The sequence below is a fragment of the Pelosinus baikalensis genome, from assembly GCF_020819555.1.
In the GTDB taxonomy this organism is placed as follows: Bacteria; Bacillota; Negativicutes; order DSM-13327; family DSM-13327; genus Pelosinus; species Pelosinus baikalensis.
In genome coordinates this window covers 216243-236914 of record NZ_JAJHJB010000003.1, presented here as the reverse complement: position 1 = coordinate 236914, position 20672 = coordinate 216243, and the positions used below count along the sequence as shown (strand labels likewise).

22 protein-coding genes are annotated in these 20672 nt (G+C 39.3%); 18 read left to right on the top strand and 4 right to left on the bottom strand.

Features of this window, described 5'->3' with window-relative positions:
* From LMF89_RS04220 to LMF89_RS04180, 9 genes are all read left to right on the top strand, one after another.
* On the top strand, nt 1-1529 hold a 1529-nt coding region (locus LMF89_RS04220; RefSeq protein WP_229534014.1), incomplete at its 5' end, for a phage tail protein.
* Nucleotides 1522-2010: a hypothetical protein gene (locus LMF89_RS04215; RefSeq protein ID WP_229534013.1), complete on the top strand. Its 489-nt coding sequence runs from the start codon at nt 1522-1524 to the stop codon at nt 2008-2010. The genes LMF89_RS04220 and LMF89_RS04215, both read left to right, overlap by 8 nt.
* Complete coding sequence (locus tag LMF89_RS04210; protein WP_229534012.1) at nt 2011-3003, top strand: XkdQ/YqbQ family protein; 993 nt, start codon at nt 2011-2013, stop codon at nt 3001-3003.
* 6 nt (nt 3004-3009) lie between these two features.
* Nucleotides 3010-3396 carry a DUF2577 domain-containing protein gene (locus tag LMF89_RS04205; protein WP_229534011.1) on the top strand — a complete coding sequence of 129 codons (387 nt, stop codon included), beginning with the start codon at nt 3010-3012 and terminating at the stop codon, nt 3394-3396.
* Nucleotides 3397-3408: 12 nt separating this feature from the next.
* On the top strand, nt 3409-3810 hold the full coding sequence (locus LMF89_RS04200; RefSeq protein WP_229534010.1) for a DUF2634 domain-containing protein: 402 nt from the start codon (nt 3409-3411) through the stop codon (nt 3808-3810).
* Entirely contained in the window at nt 3811-4857 is a 1047-nt protein-coding gene (locus LMF89_RS04195; protein WP_229534009.1) for a baseplate J/gp47 family protein, read from the top strand.
* A 3-nt stretch (nt 4858-4860) separates the two neighbouring features.
* Nucleotides 4861-6030 carry a hypothetical protein gene (locus LMF89_RS04190; protein WP_229534008.1) on the top strand — a complete coding sequence of 390 codons (1170 nt, stop codon included), beginning with the start codon at nt 4861-4863 and terminating at the stop codon, nt 6028-6030.
* A 1-nt stretch (nt 6031) separates the two neighbouring features.
* The gene (locus LMF89_RS04185; protein ID WP_229534007.1) at nt 6032-6649 is read left to right on the top strand and encodes a putative phage tail protein; all 618 of its coding nucleotides are present in this window, start codon (nt 6032-6034) and stop codon (nt 6647-6649) included.
* Between the two features lie 3 nt (nt 6650-6652).
* The gene (locus LMF89_RS04180) at nt 6653-7729 is read left to right on the top strand and encodes a hypothetical protein (protein WP_229534006.1); all 1077 of its coding nucleotides are present in this window, start codon (nt 6653-6655) and stop codon (nt 7727-7729) included.
* A gap of 26 nt (nt 7730-7755) precedes the next feature.
* Here LMF89_RS04180 and LMF89_RS04175 read toward each other — a convergent pair whose 3' ends face one another.
* Entirely contained in the window at nt 7756-8421 is a 666-nt protein-coding gene (locus tag LMF89_RS04175; RefSeq protein ID WP_229534005.1) for a class I SAM-dependent methyltransferase, read from the bottom strand.
* Nucleotides 8422-8909: 488 nt separating this feature from the next.
* Between LMF89_RS04175 and LMF89_RS04170 the strand changes: the two genes are divergently transcribed.
* The 8 genes from LMF89_RS04170 (at nt 8910) to LMF89_RS04135 (ending at nt 16227) form a co-directional block, all read left to right on the top strand.
* Nucleotides 8910-9221: a hemolysin XhlA family protein gene (locus LMF89_RS04170; protein ID WP_229534004.1), complete on the top strand. Its 312-nt coding sequence runs from the start codon at nt 8910-8912 to the stop codon at nt 9219-9221.
* Nucleotide 9222: 1 nt separating this feature from the next.
* Nucleotides 9223-9561 carry a hypothetical protein gene (locus LMF89_RS04165; RefSeq protein ID WP_229534003.1) on the top strand — a complete coding sequence of 113 codons (339 nt, stop codon included), beginning with the start codon at nt 9223-9225 and terminating at the stop codon, nt 9559-9561.
* Nucleotides 9562-9563: 2 nt separating this feature from the next.
* Nucleotides 9564-10142, top strand: coding sequence for an N-acetylmuramoyl-L-alanine amidase family protein (locus LMF89_RS04160; RefSeq protein WP_229534002.1), 579 nt, complete (start codon nt 9564-9566; stop codon nt 10140-10142).
* Between the two features lies 1 nt (nt 10143).
* Nucleotides 10144-10707: a YfgM family protein gene (locus LMF89_RS04155; protein ID WP_229534001.1), complete on the top strand. Its 564-nt coding sequence runs from the start codon at nt 10144-10146 to the stop codon at nt 10705-10707.
* 745 nt (nt 10708-11452) lie between these two features.
* On the top strand, nt 11453-11953 hold the full coding sequence (locus LMF89_RS04150) for a hypothetical protein (RefSeq protein WP_229534000.1): 501 nt from the start codon (nt 11453-11455) through the stop codon (nt 11951-11953).
* An 854-nt stretch (nt 11954-12807) separates the two neighbouring features.
* Entirely contained in the window at nt 12808-13371 is a 564-nt protein-coding gene (locus tag LMF89_RS04145; RefSeq protein ID WP_229533999.1) for a gp53-like domain-containing protein, read from the top strand.
* A gap of 313 nt (nt 13372-13684) precedes the next feature.
* On the top strand, nt 13685-14986 hold the full coding sequence (locus LMF89_RS04140; RefSeq protein ID WP_229533998.1) for a hypothetical protein: 1302 nt from the start codon (nt 13685-13687) through the stop codon (nt 14984-14986).
* 293 nt (nt 14987-15279) lie between these two features.
* Entirely contained in the window at nt 15280-16227 is a 948-nt protein-coding gene (locus LMF89_RS04135) for a hypothetical protein (protein WP_229533997.1), read from the top strand.
* A 359-nt stretch (nt 16228-16586) separates the two neighbouring features.
* On the opposite strand, the gene LMF89_RS04130 is transcribed toward LMF89_RS04135, so the two are convergent.
* Nucleotides 16587-18629 carry a hypothetical protein gene (locus LMF89_RS04130; protein ID WP_229533996.1) on the bottom strand — a complete coding sequence of 681 codons (2043 nt, stop codon included), beginning with the start codon at nt 18627-18629 and terminating at the stop codon, nt 16587-16589.
* A 23-nt stretch (nt 18630-18652) separates the two neighbouring features.
* Nucleotides 18653-19117, bottom strand: a complete 465-nt coding sequence (locus LMF89_RS04125) for a phosphoglycerate mutase family protein (RefSeq protein ID WP_229533995.1) — start codon at nt 19115-19117, stop codon at nt 18653-18655.
* Between the two features lie 380 nt (nt 19118-19497).
* Between LMF89_RS04125 and LMF89_RS04120 the strand changes: the two genes are divergently transcribed.
* The gene (locus LMF89_RS04120; protein WP_229533994.1) at nt 19498-19737 is read left to right on the top strand and encodes a hypothetical protein; all 240 of its coding nucleotides are present in this window, start codon (nt 19498-19500) and stop codon (nt 19735-19737) included.
* 218 nt (nt 19738-19955) lie between these two features.
* Here LMF89_RS04120 and LMF89_RS04115 read toward each other — a convergent pair whose 3' ends face one another.
* The gene (locus tag LMF89_RS04115) at nt 19956-20384 is read right to left on the bottom strand and encodes a TP0624 family protein (RefSeq protein WP_229533993.1); all 429 of its coding nucleotides are present in this window, start codon (nt 20382-20384) and stop codon (nt 19956-19958) included.
* Nucleotides 20385-20672: the final 288 nt, after the last annotated feature.

The following is a 20672-nucleotide window of genomic DNA, read 5'->3' as shown; positions in this document are numbered from 1 at the left end:
CTAAAGATGGATCAAAATCTAGTGCTGAAGGATTTGCAGCCATGGGGCTTGATGCCGATCAGATGACTATGGCATTTGCCCAGGGTGGTCCTGCAGCACAAGAAGCATTTCAAACCGTGGTTAAGGCATTAGCCGATATGGAAGATCCTGTTGCACAAAATACGGCAGGGGTTGCTTTGTTCGGTACGATGTTTGAAGATCTAGGCGCTAAAGCAGTACTGGCTTTGGGAGATACTTCTGGTATCGCAAACTCGACTGCAGATACCTTACAAAGAATAAATGCAGTAAAATATAAAGACTTTGGTTCTGCAATTACTGGTATTGGTAGGCAATTAGAAACCGGGATATTGGTACCGTTAGGGGATAAACTACTCCCCACGCTCAATGGATTTGGCGGTTGGATTACGACCAACATGCCTACAATTCTAGCTGCTGTGATGACCGCTTTTTCTTGGATTGGTAATGAAATTGAATACTTGGCCAATAACTTTGATGTGTATGGTCCTGTATTTGCAGCGGTTATCGCAACGATCTTGCTACCTGCCTTCTTTGCTTGGGCCTCCGCTGCTTGGGCTACAGCAACTGCCAATGTAGCGGCCATGGCTCCCTTAATCGCCATTGCTTTAGTAGTTGGGTTCGTAGTATCGAAATTAGCCCAGGCTTGGAAAAACAACTTTATGAGCATTCGAGATATCACCGGTACCGTGGCTACTTTCATCATGAATATGTTCAATGCCGTTGTAAATTATGTTACAACAGTATGGGGCTATCTAGGACCGTTTATCATAACATCCCTACAATTTATCTATACGATGTTTGCCACGTTCTTTGGCTTGATTGGAGACATTATCTCCTTTATCTTTAGTACCATTGGCATGGTCATTCACACGGCCCTGAGCTATGTGTTAGGGATGGTAACAGGATTCTTCCAAATCCTAACGGGTGATTTTAGCGGAGGGGCAGCTACTATCGTTCAAACTCTCAATAATTTAGTTGAGAATATTACCAATCTATTTATAGGTTTGATTATGGGCGCCTTTAACATTGGGGCAGATTTTGCCAATGGCATCATCAATGGTTTTTCTGGTTTGATCGGTGGACTTGTTGATGCTGCTCAAAATGTATGGAACAAAGTCACTGGCATATTTGGTGGTCAACAAAGTACAAATCTTGGTGATTTAGCTAATGCTGGAGTTAGTGCTGGATCAATAATTAATGGATCTCATGCAAATGGACTTGCAAATGTTCCTTTTGACGGTTATATTGCAGAGCTACACCAGGGAGAGGCGGTCCTTACTGCTAGAGAAGCGGAGCAATATCGGAAGTTATCGCCTGAAAAGACCCAGCAGATCATGAATACGTCGACATCATCCAGCAATACATCCAATGACAACAGAGTTAATGTTGGCAGTCTCTTTGGTAATGTCACGATCAATAATCAAAGTGATATCTCAAAGGTTGTAAAACAAGTAGAAGCATATCTGCTAGAACAATTAAATAGCTCCGGGGAAGGTGTCTACGATGTCTAAAGAATTGTGGCTGACATTTGATAATGGCATAGAAACTCTGCAGTTACCTGTAAATCCGCCTGAATTATCCGTTGGTCAAGGTTCTCAAAATGATAGTACTGACGTTTTTAATTTAGGTGAGGTTACCATATTACAGAAGCCGAAGGCAATGACCTTCGGCTTTGAATGTTTTTTTCCTTTAATGCCTGGACCGTATTTGAATGTCACAGACGGCCAGTTGAAAGAGCCAGCTTATTATGTAGAAGTGATTAATAAATGGCGGGCAAGTTACAAGCCAATTCGCTTCATTGTTACAGAAACAGAAATCAATTATCTTTGTTCCATTGAGGAGTTTTCCTATTCAGAGCGTGCCGGTGATGTCGGTACCCTTTATTACTCTTTGTCACTAAAAGAATATAAGGTCGTTACACCTCGGGTGCTAAAAGATGTCAATGGTGTGCTAGTATATGAAACCAAACCAACCAGGCCGGGGGCGATATGAGTGTATAAAGTACTATGGATAACTAAAGAGGCTCAGCACGATATAAGCGATTATGTGCAGTCCATTACCTGGAAAGGGGCAAAGAGTACAGCTCCTCGATCGCTGGATATTACACTGATTAATACTGGCCGGGGCTTGCATGAATGGCTACTAATTCAAGAAGGTCATACTTTGCTGTTTATGAATGAAACGGCGGAATATTTTAGAGGCACTGTATTTACGCAGAGTAAAAATAAGTCCTTTAACCAGTCGATCAAGGCTTACGATCAAATGATCTACCTGGTGAAAAATAAAAATTCCTACGTGTTTACGAATCAAACAGCAACGCAAATTATCCAGCGGTTGTGTGGTGACTATCAAATACCAATGGGTGAGATCAAAGACACAGAGTATCGGATACCAGCACTGGTAGTTGATGGGGAAACATTATACGACATTGCTTATAAGGCTATTTATGCCACGTTCAAACAGACCGGCCGGCGGTTTTATCTTGGCAGCTCCGGAGGCAATATTTATCTGGCTGAAAAGCTTGACCAGGTAAACTATATTGTCATTGAAGATGAGGTCAATTTACTTGATTTCACATTGGATACCAGTATTGAAGATTCGGCCACGTCGGTTGTAATGGTAGCCGGTGAAGAAAAGTCGGCAATCACGATCAAGGCTAAAAATGATAGCCTTGCAGCTGATATCGGTACGATTCAATACTATGAAAAAGTGACTGATAAGCTAAATTCTGCTCAGCTCCAGGAGCGTGTCAATAAGGCTATGGCTGATAAAGGTAAGGTCATGAATAAATTGTCTATTAGTTGTATAGGTGATACTGGCGTGTTAACCGGTACGGCCATACATTTGATCATCAGAGATATGAATATCTGGCAAGGGTACTATGTTGACAGTGATACTCATGTTTTTAAAGGTAACAGCCATACCATGAACATTGATTTATCAGAGACTGATGAACTGCCAGAAGTAGAAATAAAAACGGAGTGATGTAATTTGCTTGATCTAATTAAACAGGCTGCCAAAGATGTCGCGGCCAGTGGAAATCCGGTAGAAGTATTTGAGGCGGTTGTCCTAACACCTCCACCAGGTCTATCGATAAGGCTTAAAGGGAATGGCAATCTTGTCATACCTAAAGAGCTGATTGTGGTTGCCGAACTTCTGACAAAGCATAAGCGAAAGGTGAAGCTTTCATCGACAGACATTACGGATGAGGAAACCTTAAGAGGGGAAGGACCGCATCAGCACGACCTAACCAGTATTGTACTGGATAATTCAGAGCTGGAATTTTTAAATGAACTTGCTGCTGGTGAAAGGGTAATGGTCATACGTTTTGCTGGTGGTCAAAAATACTGGATATGTGACCGAATTGTTCAGTACTAAAGGAGGGAGAACATGGCATTAACGCCTGATATTACGGTGCCGGTGATTACCTCTCTGACTATTCAACCGTCAAAAACTTATGCGCTGGACTTCGATACAGGTAAAATCGGCGGTATGATCGACGGGCGGAAAGCGATAGAGCAGTTTATCCGTAAGGCCATCTTTACCATAAGATTCAATCATTCGATCTATACAGATGCCTATGGATGTGAAGTAAGGAATCTGATGGGCAAAGGATTCTCCAATGAATTTTTGCGATCCGAGGTTAAGCGGATGATTACCGAAGCTTTGATTTATGACAGTCGGATAAGCAAGGTCTATGATTTTGATATAAAACCCAATGGAGATGAAATATTCGCCGGATTTACCGTGGATACCATTGCCGGAATCATAGCCATTGAGGGGGCGATATAAGTGGCACGCATATATAGTGAAATGACATATGAAAAGATCATAAACAAGATGCTTGCTCGAGTGCCAGATACGATTGATAAGCGCGAAGGTAGCATCATTTATGATGCGCTGGCTCCAGCAGCCAAAGAATTAGAGAAAGCCTACATTGAATTTGATAAAGTTTTAGAACGCGCCTTTGCAGATACAGCACACGAAGAATACTTAGAAATGCGCACAACCGAAATGGGAATTGACCGACAGCCAGCTATTCATGCCTTACGTAAGGCTTTTTTGTATACTGCTAATGATGTACCCATGGATATTCCAATCGGTTCACGTTTTATGTTGGAAGAGATAAATTATGTTGCTGTCGAAAGGCTAAGTGTAGGACAATTTTCACTACAATGTGAAGTTTCTGGTGATGCGGGTAATCGACCGTATGGTGAACTTTTGTCGCTTAACTATATTCCTGGTTTGGCTAAGGCTGAACTGGCGGATATTATCACACAGGGCGAAGAGGAGGAAACAGACACGTCCTTGAAGGAACGGTATCACTTCAGGGTACGGCAGCCAATTACCTCTGGCAATATCTATCATTACAAACAATGGGCGCGTGAGGTGGCTGGTGTTGGTGATGCAAAAGTATTCCCGCTTTGGCAAGGTAATGGAACAGTTAAAATAGCAATTGCCGATTCAGATATTCAACCTGCTATACCTGCCCTTGTTACAACAGTGGCTGAATATATCGAAACTGTTCGTCCTATTGGTGCTACGGTAACAGTAGTATCGGCAACTGGCAAGAGCATTAATGTGGCAGCAAAAATCGTCATGGCTCCTGGATATGCTTTGCAAGCTGTGTATGATGCTTTCTTATCGGCTGTTGACGGATACTTAAAGGAAATTGCCTTTTCCAGTACTTACGTCAGCCATGCTCGTATAGGCACTTTACTGTTTGCTATTCCTGGCGTGGATGATTACAGTGAACTAAAACTTAATGGCGCTGCCGCTAATATTACCCTGTCCGGCGAGGAAATCCCGGTACTAGGCAATATTGACCTGGAGGTGTAGCGTATGGCTTACCCGAATCAAATAGATCAATTTGACGCCAAGCTAAACAAAAAAACAGACGGCAGCGTCTACGTGATTGAGGAACAATTACCGCTTACGGCAGGAAAATATGAAGGTCTGCTTGCCCACGATAACATTACCAATACAACGATTAGAGTATACACTGGTTCCAAGCTGACTGGACAAGAGGTCATAAATTATATTATCTCGGTTCCTTCGGAAACGCCTTGGCGCCGACATATCAAGGTGTTTGCCGATGTGGCGAAGGTTTATGTGACCTATGAAACTCCAGGGGATACCGTGGAGGCTGATGATGTCAATGTGCTGCAGCAATCCATGACAGCCACGCAAACGGAAGTGGAGCGGTATAAAGTGACGAATGATCTAGCCATACATGGTCTTGATACTCGCCTGACTACTCATACAAATAACAAGACTAACCCACACAATGTAACTGTAACGCAAATTGGCGCTGAAACCCCAGCAGGTGCACAGGCTAAAGCAGATGTTGCCAAGAATGTAGCAATTGCCACAGCAGCTAGTGATGCTACAACTAAGACCAATGCTGTACAAGGTAATCTGAATACCCATACAGCGAATGTGACTGATGCCCATGATACGGCTAACCGTTTACAAGCCTTGCGAACAGCACTCACCAACTACATTGACCAAAGTATTGCTGCGATTGTAAGTGGCGCACCGGAAATGCTCGACACGCTGTATGAGCTGTCTAATGCCTTGGGTAACGATCCTAACTTTTCAGCTACGATAACTAATCTCATCGGTCAGAAACTGGCTGCATCCGAAGTCGTAACAGTGGCTACGGCTAATAAAGTTTTACGTCTGGATGCCAACGGCAAGTTCCTTGCAACAGTTATTACGCAAAGTGCGGATTACCGTTTCGTCACAGATACTGAGAAAACAGCATGGACAGGAAAATCTTCTTTGGCGCTGGGAGAAACATCCGCAACAGCTTATCGAGGCGATAGGGGTAAAATAGCGTATGATCATAGCCAGACCGTGCATGCTCCGGTTATGGATATCGCCACACAAGCGGAAGCTGAAACAGGTACAAGCAATGTAAAATACATGACGCCTTTGCGGGTAAAACAGGCAATTGCTGCGAATCCCTTGCCAGCTGGATTAACATGGAACCAGATTAAGGGGGTGTGATATGGCATACGGAAAACTTTTATATTCTTCCTTCATCTATGGTGACTTGGAAGCGGGTAAAGAACAGCCGGAATACCAAATACCCGATCTGATGCGATATCTGCCACGCTATTATTGGGAATCTCCTGAAATGCTTAAACTGCAAGGCACGATTGCCGAAGATATCGGGGAATTGCGCTATTACGCCTTGCCGAATCTATTAGATCAGTTTTTCATTAAGACAGCCACATGGGGCTTAGATTATTGGGAATATGAATTAGGGCTTGCTACTGACAGAAGTAATTCCTACGTCCGCCGCCGTGAAATCATTCAAGCCAAATTAAGAGGATCCGGCACGTCTACCAAAGAGAGAATCAAGAGTGTTGCTATTGCCTTTTCCGGTGGCGAGGTAGATGTGATTGAGTATCCGGAAGAATATCGATTCGAAGTAAAGTTTATAGGTGTCTTGGGAATCCCGCCTAACATGGCGGGATTTTTAGCTATGTTGAATGAGATCAAGCCAGCGCATTTGGGCTATGAAATCAGTTACACCTATACGGTATGGAACATGCTTAAACCACTGATTTGGAATGAAGCAGGCACACGTACGTGGAGCCAAATACGAACTTATGGAGGATAGAATATGCAACAAACACCAAATTTGAATTTAAATAAACCGGATGGTACTGACGTTGTTGATATTACAGATTTGAATGCGAATATGGATATTATCGACGGAAAACTTGGTATAACTGGTCATAATCACAACGGAACTGCCGGGAATGGTCCAAAGATAACTAATGCCGGACTTGCAGCTGGTGCTGCTGATGATACTGCAATTGGCAGCAGAACAGTAAACCAGGCTTTAGCGTCACCTGCTAATGCGGGGACAATCACGCAATTGCTGTCCTGGCTTGCAGGGAGGATTAAGGCAATCACTGGTGCGACAAACTGGTATGATGCACCGGCAATTACATTAGCCACTATTAATACCTTATTTGGTACGTCCGGTCACAGTCATAATGGGACGACCGGCCAAGGACCAAAGATTGCTTACTCTAATATAAACGGTGCGCCAAGTAGTATGACGCCGACTGCCCATGCATCAACTGCGACAACTTACGGAGTATCAACTGCTGCTAATTACGGTCACGCTATGGCGTCTAGTGCTGCGCCGGTTGTTGCTGGAACTGCCAACGCCGGTACAGATAATGGTAAATTTGCAAGAGAAGGGCATGTGCATCCGGCGCAGACTAGCGTTAGTGGCAACGCAGGAACTGCGACAAAGTTAGCGAGTGCAAGACAAATTGCATTAACTGGAGCCGTTACAGGAGCTGGCAATTTTGATGGTTCGGGTAACCTGTCAATAACGACAACTGCAGGAACAGCAGCATCTATTGTGTCGTCTGGCAGTGGCGTAAATTATTATTGGCGCAAGTGGTCGAATGGGGATATGGAAATATGGGGGACAATTACTGGCAATTTGGGCTCCATGGGGAGCCATACTGTAGGTGCAGCGATCGCTTTTCCTGTACAATTTCCGACGGTTTGTAAAAATGTTATAATTAGTCAGCCCGACTGGATAGGAGAAAGCGCATATATTTGGCGTGTCTTAAAGGACAGTAAGAATATTTCAGGCTTTAGCGTGAAAGAAGATAGGTGGGATAATAAAGGGGCAGGAAATCTGGCATCAGCGGATTATTATGCATTTGGTAATTAGTCATAGCAAGTAGCTCCTCTATTAATTTAAATTATCTTCTGTAAATAAAAACATGCCTGATCACCATCATGTTTTAGGTTTAATTCTTGCGCCTTCTCACGATATCGATGGATTTCATTTTGTGAAAAATTTGATTTTTTAAGCTTATTTAAAGGAACTCCTTTTGTATAGCTTTCACTACCTGTAAATTGGAATTCAGATGAATCCCATATTATATCCTTTATAGTAAACTTTGCTTTTTTAGCAAGCAATTCGATACTTTTAACAGTGTGTAAAAATAAATGGCGAGGTGCATCTAATTGCACCCAATTAATATTATAATGTCGCCATGCATAGCTTGACGCAACAGGTATGCGAATAAGCGCATGTCCATTAGGAGGTAAAAGGTCATATATTTTATTTAAAACTTGCTCAGGATTCGACATATGTTCAAATGAATGATGTAACATAATTAAATCAAATAACTTATCATTAATATCAAATATTTCTGATTTGTAAATTTTAACTTTATTTTCATAAACAATGTCCTGTTTAATATTAGGATCAACACCAGTTAAATTTGTAAATCCAGCGTCTAGCATTTCGCGTAATCGGTTTCCTATACCACATCCAACATCAAGTATCCTTGACGAAGGATTAATCTGTGTTTTCTTAGCCCATGTTATATAATTCGGTTTATTTTTCCCTAGCATAATAATTTGCCAATTAATGTAGGGTAGTTAAGAAAATGTAATGTTTTCTTGCGTAATTTATATCTTTTCCATATTGTTTTTGGTTTAGATGCAATAAGAGAAATATAGTCTTTTGGATAGTATTTTGAAAAGTCGGCAGGAATGTTAATTAATTGTACGCAGCCGCAATTCCCACATTCTAAGTACGTGAATTCGTCCATTAATCCTAATTGCATTTCATTCGCAATATGAAAGGAGTTGTTTTCTATATTACCGCAAATTTGACATTGATTTATCAATTAAAGTCACCGTTCCTTTATTAAAATAATAATAATTTCCGATTATGTAAAATTATAGCATGATTTTGTATTTATGCACAGATTGAGATTGTGGTCGTAATAAGTAGGAGCCTTGAGGCTCTATTTTTTATGAGGTGAAATATGAACCGATCCCGTGAACCTTGCTGACGTTTGGTCAGTATTTTTTTATTTTGATGAAGAGGTGAGAGGATGGATGAACGAGAGTTAAAGCAGATGCTGGAGCATCATATCAGGGATCAGACCAAAATATCACGCGAGATGCTAGAACGAATTACCCGAGTAGAAACCAAACAGGATTCTTTATTGCAAGCATGTCCTACGTGTCAGAATGAGATTAAGGAACAAGGGAAAGCGATCGTGGCCGTGACGGAAAGTAGCAAATCGGCCCATCATCGTATCGATGGTATACGGGCCTCTGCAGGACTGATCGCCACAATTGTCGGTACCGTAATTGGGGTTGTATTTACTATGGTAAATTTTGTTTTAAATAGGGGGCATTAAATTGATTACAAGAGAATTACAAATTGCTTATGTAGCCGCTGGGATAATCCTAGCGGCTAATCTTTTAGCTATGGGACTGTTCGTGATATTTGCGAAACTAAAAGATGGCAGGCTAAAAGAATCAATTCGAGGTATTGTTTTTGAGCTAGATCGGTTTGCAGACAACATGGAGAATATTGAAAAACGAAGGGTAGCAATCCAGCAGATTAATGACATTTTAGGGTGGCGCCGCATTTTGGTACCTGGTGCACTGATCGGCTGGATCATCGATGCTGAGGTAGCAGCCATACGAAAAATGCAGAAAGCAACCAATACACCAAATTTACATGAGGGGGAATAATTATGCGTATTGTAATTGATCCAGGACACGCAGGGCGATTAACAGACCCTGGCGCAGTATCACCGTTTACAGGACTCAGAGAATCAGACGTGGTTTTATCAATGGCTTTTATGGTCCAGCGGTACCTGCAAGCAGTGGGGTATGAAGTTTTGTTGACCAGAACCCAGGATGAGCAGCCAGAAACTGACGACTTAAGTTATCGTACTAACTTATCAAACTCTTGGGGAGCTGACTTATTTGTTAGTCTGCACTGCAATAGTGCAGGTAGTTCATCGGCACAAGGTTACGAGGTTTGGACTTCCCCAGGGCAGACCCAGGGGGATATCCTAGCAACAAAAATATTTAACCAGGTTGCTGGTGAGTTTCCTGATCGAGCAGGACGAGCTGATTACTCAGATGGCGATCCGGATAAGGAAAGTAAATTTTATGTACTTGTCTATACCGATGCACCAGCATGCTTGGTCGAGACTGCATTTCTCTCCAATGAAGAAGAAAACGCCTTGTTAGCAAATCCGACTTGGCAAGATCGGTATGCTAGGGCGATTGCTAGGGGCATCACTGATTATGTGGGAGGGTATTAATATGATCAATCTAGATGCAAGCAAGTCGTTTATCGCAAACAACTGGAAATATATCTTGGGGCTAGCAGTATTGCTAGTCCTGTTTTATTTTGGTAATGCTGAATACAAGGAGTGGAAGCAACACATCATTGAGCAAGCTCAGAAAGCCAATACGCAAACAGTTGTTACGTTGCCCCCACAAATCATAAATACTAAAACCGAGACCATTAGAGAGGTTGCCGTACAATCCCCTAGCCAGGAGGGGGCTATTCTGCAATTTGTGGAACGTCAAGGTAAGGTTATTGCAATAGTGAATGGTCAAGAGGTTGAGGTTCCCAATGTATCTGGACAGCCTGACGTTAAAATAGGCGAGAATGGAGAGCTTAGATTTTCTACATCTTCTACTACTAAAATAGACGTAACCGACATGGCAAATGCTCAAGCAAGATTAATTGCTAATCAGGAACTAGAGAAGCAGGCTGCAGTAAATAAAAAGGAAATAGATAAAGAAAAATCCGCTCGGAAGAAGGAGCGGATTGGATGGATACTTGGTACTGCTGCAGGGGGATATTTGCTCACACGTTAATAATCTCCAAAAAACTGCTTTGCTCTATAAAATGAGTAAGGCAGTTTTTTTATATGCTCAGTAGCAAAATTTACTTAATTATGCCTATTGCAATATATAAAGTGAGGTGTACAGTTATCGCAGCTAGAATTAACAAGTAGACGCACTACTGGCTTCGTTTTCAGTTGTATTACTTATGTTAAATACACATGGATCACACAATATTTATACAGACACATGGTCTCTTGTGTATAAGATAGATATTTCAATCATATAAGAAATATCCCCTGGAAATTTAAAGGTTCTATTCAGTCATAATTTTGTCATATACTCATGTTATGCTTAAAATAACAAAGTAGGGGGAGTGGTTTCTTATGTAAAATCTAGTTGAAAAAGTAACCATCTTCACAATGCTAGGTACGATGCAAATAGGTTTAGCGCATCAGTCATAGAAGCTTAGCCACTACATAATGGTAATGGATCAATCACCATGTACCAACATTCCCATGAGAATGATTGCGGTTGACACAAGCGACAAAAGTGTGAAATAAACGCCATGAAAATGAAATGCGTGCATTACCGTTTTTTTAATTGGGATTGCAATTGGTTCATCCAACAATTGATTTTAATGATGATGTTTATGGCTAATTTTATGTAACTTGAAAATTTCTATTCGTCATAAAAATAGATAAGCAGATTAGTAGTTTTTAATCTAATTATTCTTGAACAATCTCATTCGTAAATTACGCTGAAAGGACGTTGAATAATGAAGAAAAATTTTATTTTTATTCTGGTAGGTATGTTTTTATTGTTGCCAGGCTTAAATGTTTATGCCTCGCATCATCCGAATATGGAGCCTTTGCACCGGTATTATAGTAGCTCAACAGGTGATCACTTTTATACCACGAATTTTGATGAGCTTGGTAGAGGAAGTAATGGTTATGTATATGAAGGTGTTCAGTGCTATGTATACACCTCTCGTCACCGGGGTACGGTTCCCTTACTTAGATACTTGAACAGCTCAAGCGGAGATCACTTCTATACTATAAGCTTCGATGAGCTTGGTAAAGGGAATGCTTCTTATGTGTACGAAGGTATCGAAGGTTATGTTTATAGTTCACGCCATCCGCAGACGAGAGCTTTGCACCGGTACTACAATAGTTCAACAGGTGATCACTTCTATACCACGAATTTTGATGAGCTTGGTAAAGGAAGTAATGGTTATGTATATGAAGGTGTCCAGTGCTATGTAATCAGAGCTAATTAGCTGTATTGTCTCATGTTATAAGCAACATTCCATTAAAATGGGAAAATATACTTTGGGTGTCATGCAAGAAATTTTTACTAAGAATGCAGCCGAAAATAGCGCAGAATAGCATTTTAGCGGTAATGGGTTAGGATAATATTTTCTTAATTAAAATAAAGCTATCCACAAACAAAAGAGCCGTCTACTTAGGTAGGCGGTGCTTTTTATTTGGTTGAAAATATCGAAAAAGTGTTGGTTAGTTTCACCTTTAACACCTCAGAAACATATTATGTTAGCATAAGGAGGTATTAATTTATGTCACACGGAGATTGCCATGACGAAATAGATTAGAAAGATTAGAACTTGAAGTCGAAGAAATAGAAAGAATAGAACGCGAGTTCCTTCGAATAGTTCGCGAATTGGCTAAAGAAGATGATTGTCATAGATAACTTTTAGGTTAGTCCGCCAGTATAATGCGGGCTTTACATTGTATTATGCGAGCAGCAAGGACAGGACAAAAACGTCCTGCAGAAGTTTCAATTCCTTATAGGTAGTCTAAAAACTATACAAGGAAAACAGATAAGTTATTTTTAATCTTTTAAAACGTCCCTGGGATGGTACCGCAATATAATAAAAATTATTCACATGAAAGCTGCCTTACTCTTAAACGAGTGAGGCAGCTTTTTTTTTATTTCATACCTATCCCAAATTCAACTTACATGTACGGATAAAGAATAAGAATAAATTTACATTAGGTAGTTTAATTTATGATTATTACGGAATGTATGTTAGTGAAAGCCGATATACAGGATACACACAATTAGAATAAGAGATCCTTGGCTATATCGGATTCAAAAAAATTAGGAGGAATTTACATGTCTTACAATTCAAGTTTACCAGCAGATACTACTGCTCCTGAGGAAATCAGGGAAAATTTTAGAGCGTTAAAGGAGGACAAGATTGTTGCCGCAAATACTGCTACTACCGCGGATTCAGCAACAACTGCAGAAAGTTGTACTGGAAATGCGGCGACTGCTACAAAATTGGCAACTGCAGTTAATATTAATGGAGTGTCCTTTGATGGTTCGGAGGATATAACTATCACCGCAGAGGCTGGTTACGATGATGGTCATTTACTTTCTACAGACGGCTATCAAAAGCTAAGTAATGGGTTGATTTTTCAGTGGGGAAGTTCCAATCTACCTGCTACTGGTACGACTGTAGCAGGAAAAACTGTTACCTTTCCAATACCCTTTCCGAGTGCTTGCTTGCAAGCATATGCTACCGCTGCAGGATCAGTTAATAGTGCTAGTGGATATGTGCCTGTAATGGTATGTGGAACATTAACATCAGCGTCTACAACTTTTAGTGGTGATAGTAATGGTACGGTTAAGTTTACTAATACGACAAAATTTAACTGGTTTGCTATTGGGTATTAAAAGTATCATATTTTTGTCCTCGGCTTCGGCTAGGAGACGATTTAAGCTAATCACCGTCTTACCTTATCTGGTAGGACGGTGATAGCTTATTATATTGCTCATAGTGAGGTAGCTTTATTTATTTCATACCTATCCAAAATCCGATGTATATGTACGGATAAAGAATGAGAAATAAATTTGCATTTGGTAGTTTAATTTATAGTTACTACGGAATGTGTATTAGTGAAAGCCGATATACAGGATACACACAATTAGAATAAGAGGTCCTTGGCTATATCGGTCTTTAAAATAAATGTTGGAGGTTGTTGTTCGAATGAGCAAAACGGTTAATTGTACTGAAGAGGTTGTTGTTATATCCGAAGGGAAAAAGGATATTGGAAAACTGGTCGAACTGGGGAATGATGGCAAGTTTGACCCAAGCGTTATTCCTGTAATTGATGATTTGCAAAATCAAATAACTAAAGAAGTTACTGCACGAAAAGAAGCAGATGAACAGCTACAAGCTAACCTTGATGTAGAAGTATTAGCGCGAACAAATGCTGACGCTAAGTTGCAAGGCAATATTGAAGTGGAAGCAAATGCTAGAACTGCTGCAGACCAGAATTTACAAGATCAAATTTCTAAAGAAGTTGCGGATAGGACAAATGCTAATAATACTCTACAAACTAGCATTGATGCTGAGGCTAATAGTAGAGCTGTTGCCGATAAAGATTTGCAAGAGCAGCTTACCAAAGAGGTTGTGGCACGTACCGATGGTGATACCGCTTTACAGTCCAATGTTGATGCAGAAGTAACAGCACGGACTAATGCCGACGAAGCTGAATCAAGCACACGCGCTAGTGCTGATAAATCTTTGCAAGAGGAAATTGATGTATTAAAGAGCAAAAATGCTTTTTCTAATGTAGTGGTGAATGGTACAACCATTCAGGCAGACAGTCAAACAGATACAATAGAATTAAAGGCGGGAACTAATATTGAGTTAACTGCTGATACAGAAAACGACGAAGTAACAATTGGTGTTACCGGAAAGGTAGCAAGTGCAGCAAGCGCGGATACTGCGACTGCTTGTACTGGTAATGCAGCTACTGCTACAAAACTAGAAGCTGCAAGAACTATCAATGATGTGGCTTTTGATGGAACAGCGGATATTGTTATCACTCAGATTAATGGAAAGGACATTGCTACTGTTGATCAAATTCCTGCCACTCCAACGTCCGTACCTATTGGCGGAATTATCATGTGGTCTGGTAGTGACATTCCTACAAGTTGGGCTTTGTGCAATGGTTCGAATGGGACTCCTGATTTAAGAGGTAAATTTGTTTTAGGAACGTCTGCATCATACTTAATTGGGCAGACTGGCGGACAGGAAATGCATACGATTAGCATTGATGAAATGCCTATTCATAGTCATAAAAATCCCTACTTTGATGAAATTGGCTTTGATGTAACTAACGGCGGTGGCGGTGATCCAATAAAACAAAGACTAGCTATGGGAGATAATGCGCCTTATAATAACTACGTTTGGCCATCAGACGTATCTAACGTAGGTGGAAATCGACCTCACAACAATATGCCGCCATATTATGTGCTTGCATACATCATGAGGACTGCTTAAAAAGTTATTTTAAAACGAAACTTCGAAGTACTGGAATTGACGAAATAGAACTGTAGCCGTCTTACCTTAATTGGTAGGGCGGTCTTTTTGCGTGTAGAGATTAATTTACTGCATCATTAAATTATGGCTTTTATAACATATAATTGAGAAATAAATTTACATTCGGTAGTTGAATTTATAGTTACTACGGAATGTGTATTAGTGAAAGCCGATATACAGGATACACACGTTTAAAAGAAGAGATCCTTGGCTATATTGGCTTTTAAAATATTATTTAAATGGGGGAATGTAAAATGGCAAATATAGGACAACAACTATTGACTCCTGAAGCTGATTGGCAACGCATAGAAGTAACGGACGCATTATTTACTGCATTACCAAAGTTTTTATCTTGGACTGTAGACTCGAAGGCAGGCAACTCTGGCAGTAGTGCTTTATATACCGCTGCTACGACGGCATCATACAGTTTTAATTTTAGAGGTACAAAGTTACGCATTATAAGTAGAATATGGGCAACCTCTTATCCCACGGACAATAAAGTGTATGTGGATAATATATTGGTTGATACGTTTACATTAATAGGTACAAAGACATATGGTGCATTAGTATTCGAGATAACCGGTTTAGACTTAAAAGAACATGTAGTATCAATAGTCAAAGGGACTGGTACATATTTCTGGGCGGATGCTATTGACATAGACGCTACAGGGACAATTGAACCATATAATCCGAATCCTACTCCTGATATTTCGGCACCTACGAACCTAATTACAACCGCAAGTAATTTTCAAGTGAATCTTTCATGGACTGCAGTAACTGAAGCAACTGGTTACAATGTAAAACGCTCTACCACTGCAGGTGGTCCATATACAACAATTACTACTAACGTACCTGGTACAAGCTATCTTGATACCACAGTAACTAATGGGATTACTTATTACTACGTAGTAACTGCAGTTGATAGTTCAAATAATGAAAGCGCTAATTCAAATGAAGCATCGGCAACCCCACAGGCTCCAAGTAGTCATGGTCTGTTACGAGCTACCATGAACGATTCAAGCGAGCGGGAGTATCAGTTGTCGACTACTGAAATTGATGGTTTTATTAATTGGGTAAAAGATCATGCAAATACTGATTCTAATTGTTATATGCTTAATAAAATTGAAGTTTTACAAAATAGCAAAGAATACCTTATATTTGAAAAGATCATCAGTTTTGAAGTTGTGGAACTTACAAAGTAGAATTATTGCCGTCTTGCCTCCGGGTAGGACGGCAATAACAATTATCGTAACTCGGAATGGTCTGCTCTTATGATCAGCATGGTGGTGATCGGTATGTACCCGTAGAGCTGCAGCGTAATTTTAGCAAAGATACTGCAGTAAGTTATGGAACACCATTTTGGTGGTAATAGCTCCGGATGGGAAGTAAAGTATACGAGGAAAACTGATAAGTTATTTTTTCTATTTTAGTTTTAAAATATATACAAAAAATTAAGGGTCGTCTCATTTCATTAGGTAGACGACCCATGCAGCATTAATTGATAAAAAGCTGTAAATTTAACTTTGTCTGACTTAGAACTTATATTACTAAGAGGATATACTCAATGTCTATTTGCCATTGATGCATATTTCTCTTCTTTCTCTTTTATTTCTTGAAGTACGTCAGCTTTGACATTACGGTCTGTTAACGTTTGGTATAATTTCTTTTGGATTACAGCTGCCTCTGTTGGCTGTCCATATTGAAATGCTATTGCATTTGAAAATTGTTCCATATAGTATTTATAATCAATATGCCCTAATGTATTAGCAGCAACATAACTCTGTTCGACTAAAGAAGGAAAGAGAATTTGTTTTGCTTCTTCTAGTTTTGGTGGTGAAATCTGAATTGTTTTGCGTGCTCCTAATTTTTTATAATACTTTGTCATTGGTAATGACAAGGCAACTTGAGCATGAATAGATACTTTTCGATGGGGGATTTGTTCAGTTATTGTTCTCAATACATCATTACCTTTTTTAAAGTATTGACTACCATCAAAATATAAAATTCGGCCAATTTCATCTGAGAATAAGTCTTGCGCCAGAAAATCTTCAACTCGATCCATTGGAGGCTCAACTCGAATTCGCAATTCTTTAGAGACGATATCCTCATTTTTTAGATGTAAAGCAACTTGAATTAAATAATCTCCAGGTTCTGCAATAATCCAACCTTCTTTTCCCACAGAAACAAATAGAGATTGATAAATAGATTGTCCAGATGGAATAACAATGTTTTCAGGTTGTTGTATATAACGAACATATGGAAGAATTTGTTTGGCAACTTTACCGTGTTTTTTGACTATTACTGTCATATTAGTAAAATCAGAAAGTAGATTCTTGTTAATTATGTGAGGTTCCGTTGTGTTATTAGTCATCTTGAGTTCAATTACAACAGGTTCTAAAAATTCATATCGAGTAGTTTCGCGGTTAACTCTAATATCAAGTTTAAAGGAAGAGTTTTGTAGAACATTATGTTGTTCAAAACCATGATGATCAAACCATTCAGCATCTCCCATTTTTACAAATCGTTCAGGAGCGTGGCGTAAGAATAGGAGTTCATCATTTGAAAATCTATATTCAAAGTTTTCGAAAAATGTTTTTTCTCCACCTTGAACACTATAGGGATAATTCATAAAGCTACGAGCTTCAGGTTCATTTTCTAATGGCATCCATGGTGTTCCCATTGCTTTTTGCCATGAATGGGCAAGATTAAATCCATGACCAATTTCATGACATGCTGTCCAAAACTTCATCCGTTGTACCCATGCTTCAGGATGAGTTTCTCTTTCAGGTGCTTTTGTTATAAAAGAACGATTAAAGATAGCAGTTCCTTGACGATGTTGTGACCCAATACTGTCAAACATGATACCACCCAAACTCGGGCCATCCTCATGAAGTGAAGCAAAGAAGACCCACAAAGCCCATCGTGCGCTTTCCGAATATTCGGACCAATGTTGCTGCATTGCATCATGCATTTCAGCATCACTCCAACGAATATCTAGACCTGCTTCTGAAATCGGTATTGTGCTTGCTCCTGAAGATAAACCTACATCAAATCCGGCACGGCGGTACACTGTTTCAATTGATAAAGTTTCATTTGGTAATGAGTGGGGATGATTAGGATGGGCATGAGTTTGAATTGAGGTGACTGCCATGACCCCATCTTCACTATCATACTCAAACTCTACTGGATGGAAATAAGGTGATTGACGTTTATAGTATGAAGTATGTGTAAATGAGTCACCGCTTGTAAACATGAGTTTGGCTGTTTGTTGTGTAATACCTTCTAATTTAATGGTGATGGATGTATAAGGAAATTGCGATATATCTCCATCCTTATACCAGATGTGACCTGTCCAACTATTAGATTCCACTTCTTGTAATTTGGCAACCCAATGTACATAAAAGTTATTAAGTCTCCATGTTCCGCTTGCAGCCTTTTGAGGGTAGTTTCCGTCAATATCTAGCCTTAGTTCTTCTTTTATTTGGAGAGATGAAGCGGAAGAATTATAATCTTTCCCAAAATGTTCAGTAGATGATTCAAGCGTCCATAAGCCGCTGATAGAATTATTAATTGTAGCATCCCTTTCTGAGTTATGTTGATTCATAAAATTAATTCCCCCGATTCTTTTTATTGTTCCGGTGAACTACCATATTTTAAGTGAACAACATTTATAGAAGCATATTCACTATCATTATGTGTATAATGAGTAAGAATATACATATTATCAAACTCGCTATCGGGAATAGGGTTTATAGGAGCACCTCCAAGCTGCTTTATTACCTCAGGTACAGTATTGGTATGCCCACAGATAAATATTTTTTTACCATCTTGTTTTAACAATACCTGCTCGACAAGTTCGTCTGGTTCTGAAATATTACTAATTTTAAGTCCTAATTTTCCTGCTAGTGGCCCTGCTGTCTGAATAGTTCGTAAGTAATCAGAAGAATAAATGTCTGTTATACCAACTTCTCCAATCATACGAGCTAGTAATTTTGCACGTTCATGCCCTGCCTGGCTTAATGGCTGATTGGTATCATGTGTTAAATATTCTGCATGTCGAACTAGCATAATTGTAATGGTTTTTTTACTCATACTTAGTCTTCCTTTCTAAATTATCATAATGAAACGGTATTCCATGTAAAATAGTATTTGAAAAAAAGTGCATTTCATTCAAGATGTGAATCTTAAGAGCCATTCTGTGAATTGGCAATGACATTGGTAATTGCAAAAAATACAGGTAGAAAATTTATTGGAATTGAAAAAGGTGAGGGGTATTATCAAGTTAGTTTAGAGCAATAAAACATAGATTATTAATAAAACAGCCCAGCGATGGCTGGGCAAGTACTTAATATGCTGGAGAAATATTAGCCGCCAACTGAGGCGGTTTTTCTTTTCCAATAACTGCTACTTGATTTCCCCTTCCCATAACCCTATAATTATACCAAACATATGTTCTGTCGGGGGAGTTAAAAATGAGTAATAGCAAGGTCTTTGTGGAAGTCGTAGCAAAACATGATACATACGGCAATGTCCGTCCATTATCAATAAGATGGGAAGATGGCAGAGTATTTGAAGTGGATCGCCTAATTGACATACGCAAGGCTGCATCATTAAAAGGTGGCGGTGTTGGTATACGATATACCTGTAAGATCATGGGTAAGCAGGTGCATTTATTTGATGATGAAGGCAAATGGTTTATGGAAAGAAAATAAATAACTCCCTAGGCTTAGTTGCTTAGGGAGTTATTTATTTGTATATAGTTTTTTTAAGACATTTCTGCAGTCCTCAATGCAATATAAATTGTAACTATAGCAAACGCGCACATATAGCCTAATTCAAACCAATCAATTTTCTGTCTAAGTATTAAAGGGAGCATATCAAACCACAGCAGGATCCTGTCTTTTTTATATTAATTAATCTTATAAAATTTCTATTTTATAAATATAATATTCGATTTTTTCAAGATGTAGTTAAATTCTGGCAGACTTTTTAGTTTTTTAGCATCGTCTATAGAAATAACTGGATTAGCTTTAAAGTCTCTGACTTCAATTGCCTTTATCAAAATGTAGTTCTCTCCGACTCGGCTTTTACCATCTAACACTTCTTTGATAGAATCATAATAATCAACTGTACCATTTTTACTAATCCAACCTAAGTCATCGGGAATTATACTATTCACTATTTGTCCATTTTTATCATAAATTGTAGGACTCATCACAGTTTCTAAGCCCATTCCGCGTGCATCAATAACAATACCCGTAATACGTTTCCCTTGTTCTGATGTTCCTGCAGACTCCGCGAAGCTAGCACCAACCATACTTAGTAAGAATAGAAATGTAATCAAAATGGTCTTTTTCATAAAAGAAGTCCTCCTATTATTTTATAGTATACTGATATATCGTGATTCTTTATTAGATTTCTCTTTAAAATTAACTGCTTTTACAAAAAAATCAACGCTACAAGATTATGAGCCTAAATTACATATCGTAATATTAATATCACACGTCGTTGAAAACCACCTTATTAGCATTTAGTTAGGAAGGAGCTAAAAGGTGAGAAGATTGTAACAATGTTGTTACATTTATATATAGTAAAATAAGCGTAAAAGAAAAATATATAGGATCTTCTTTTTACATAACTCTCCATA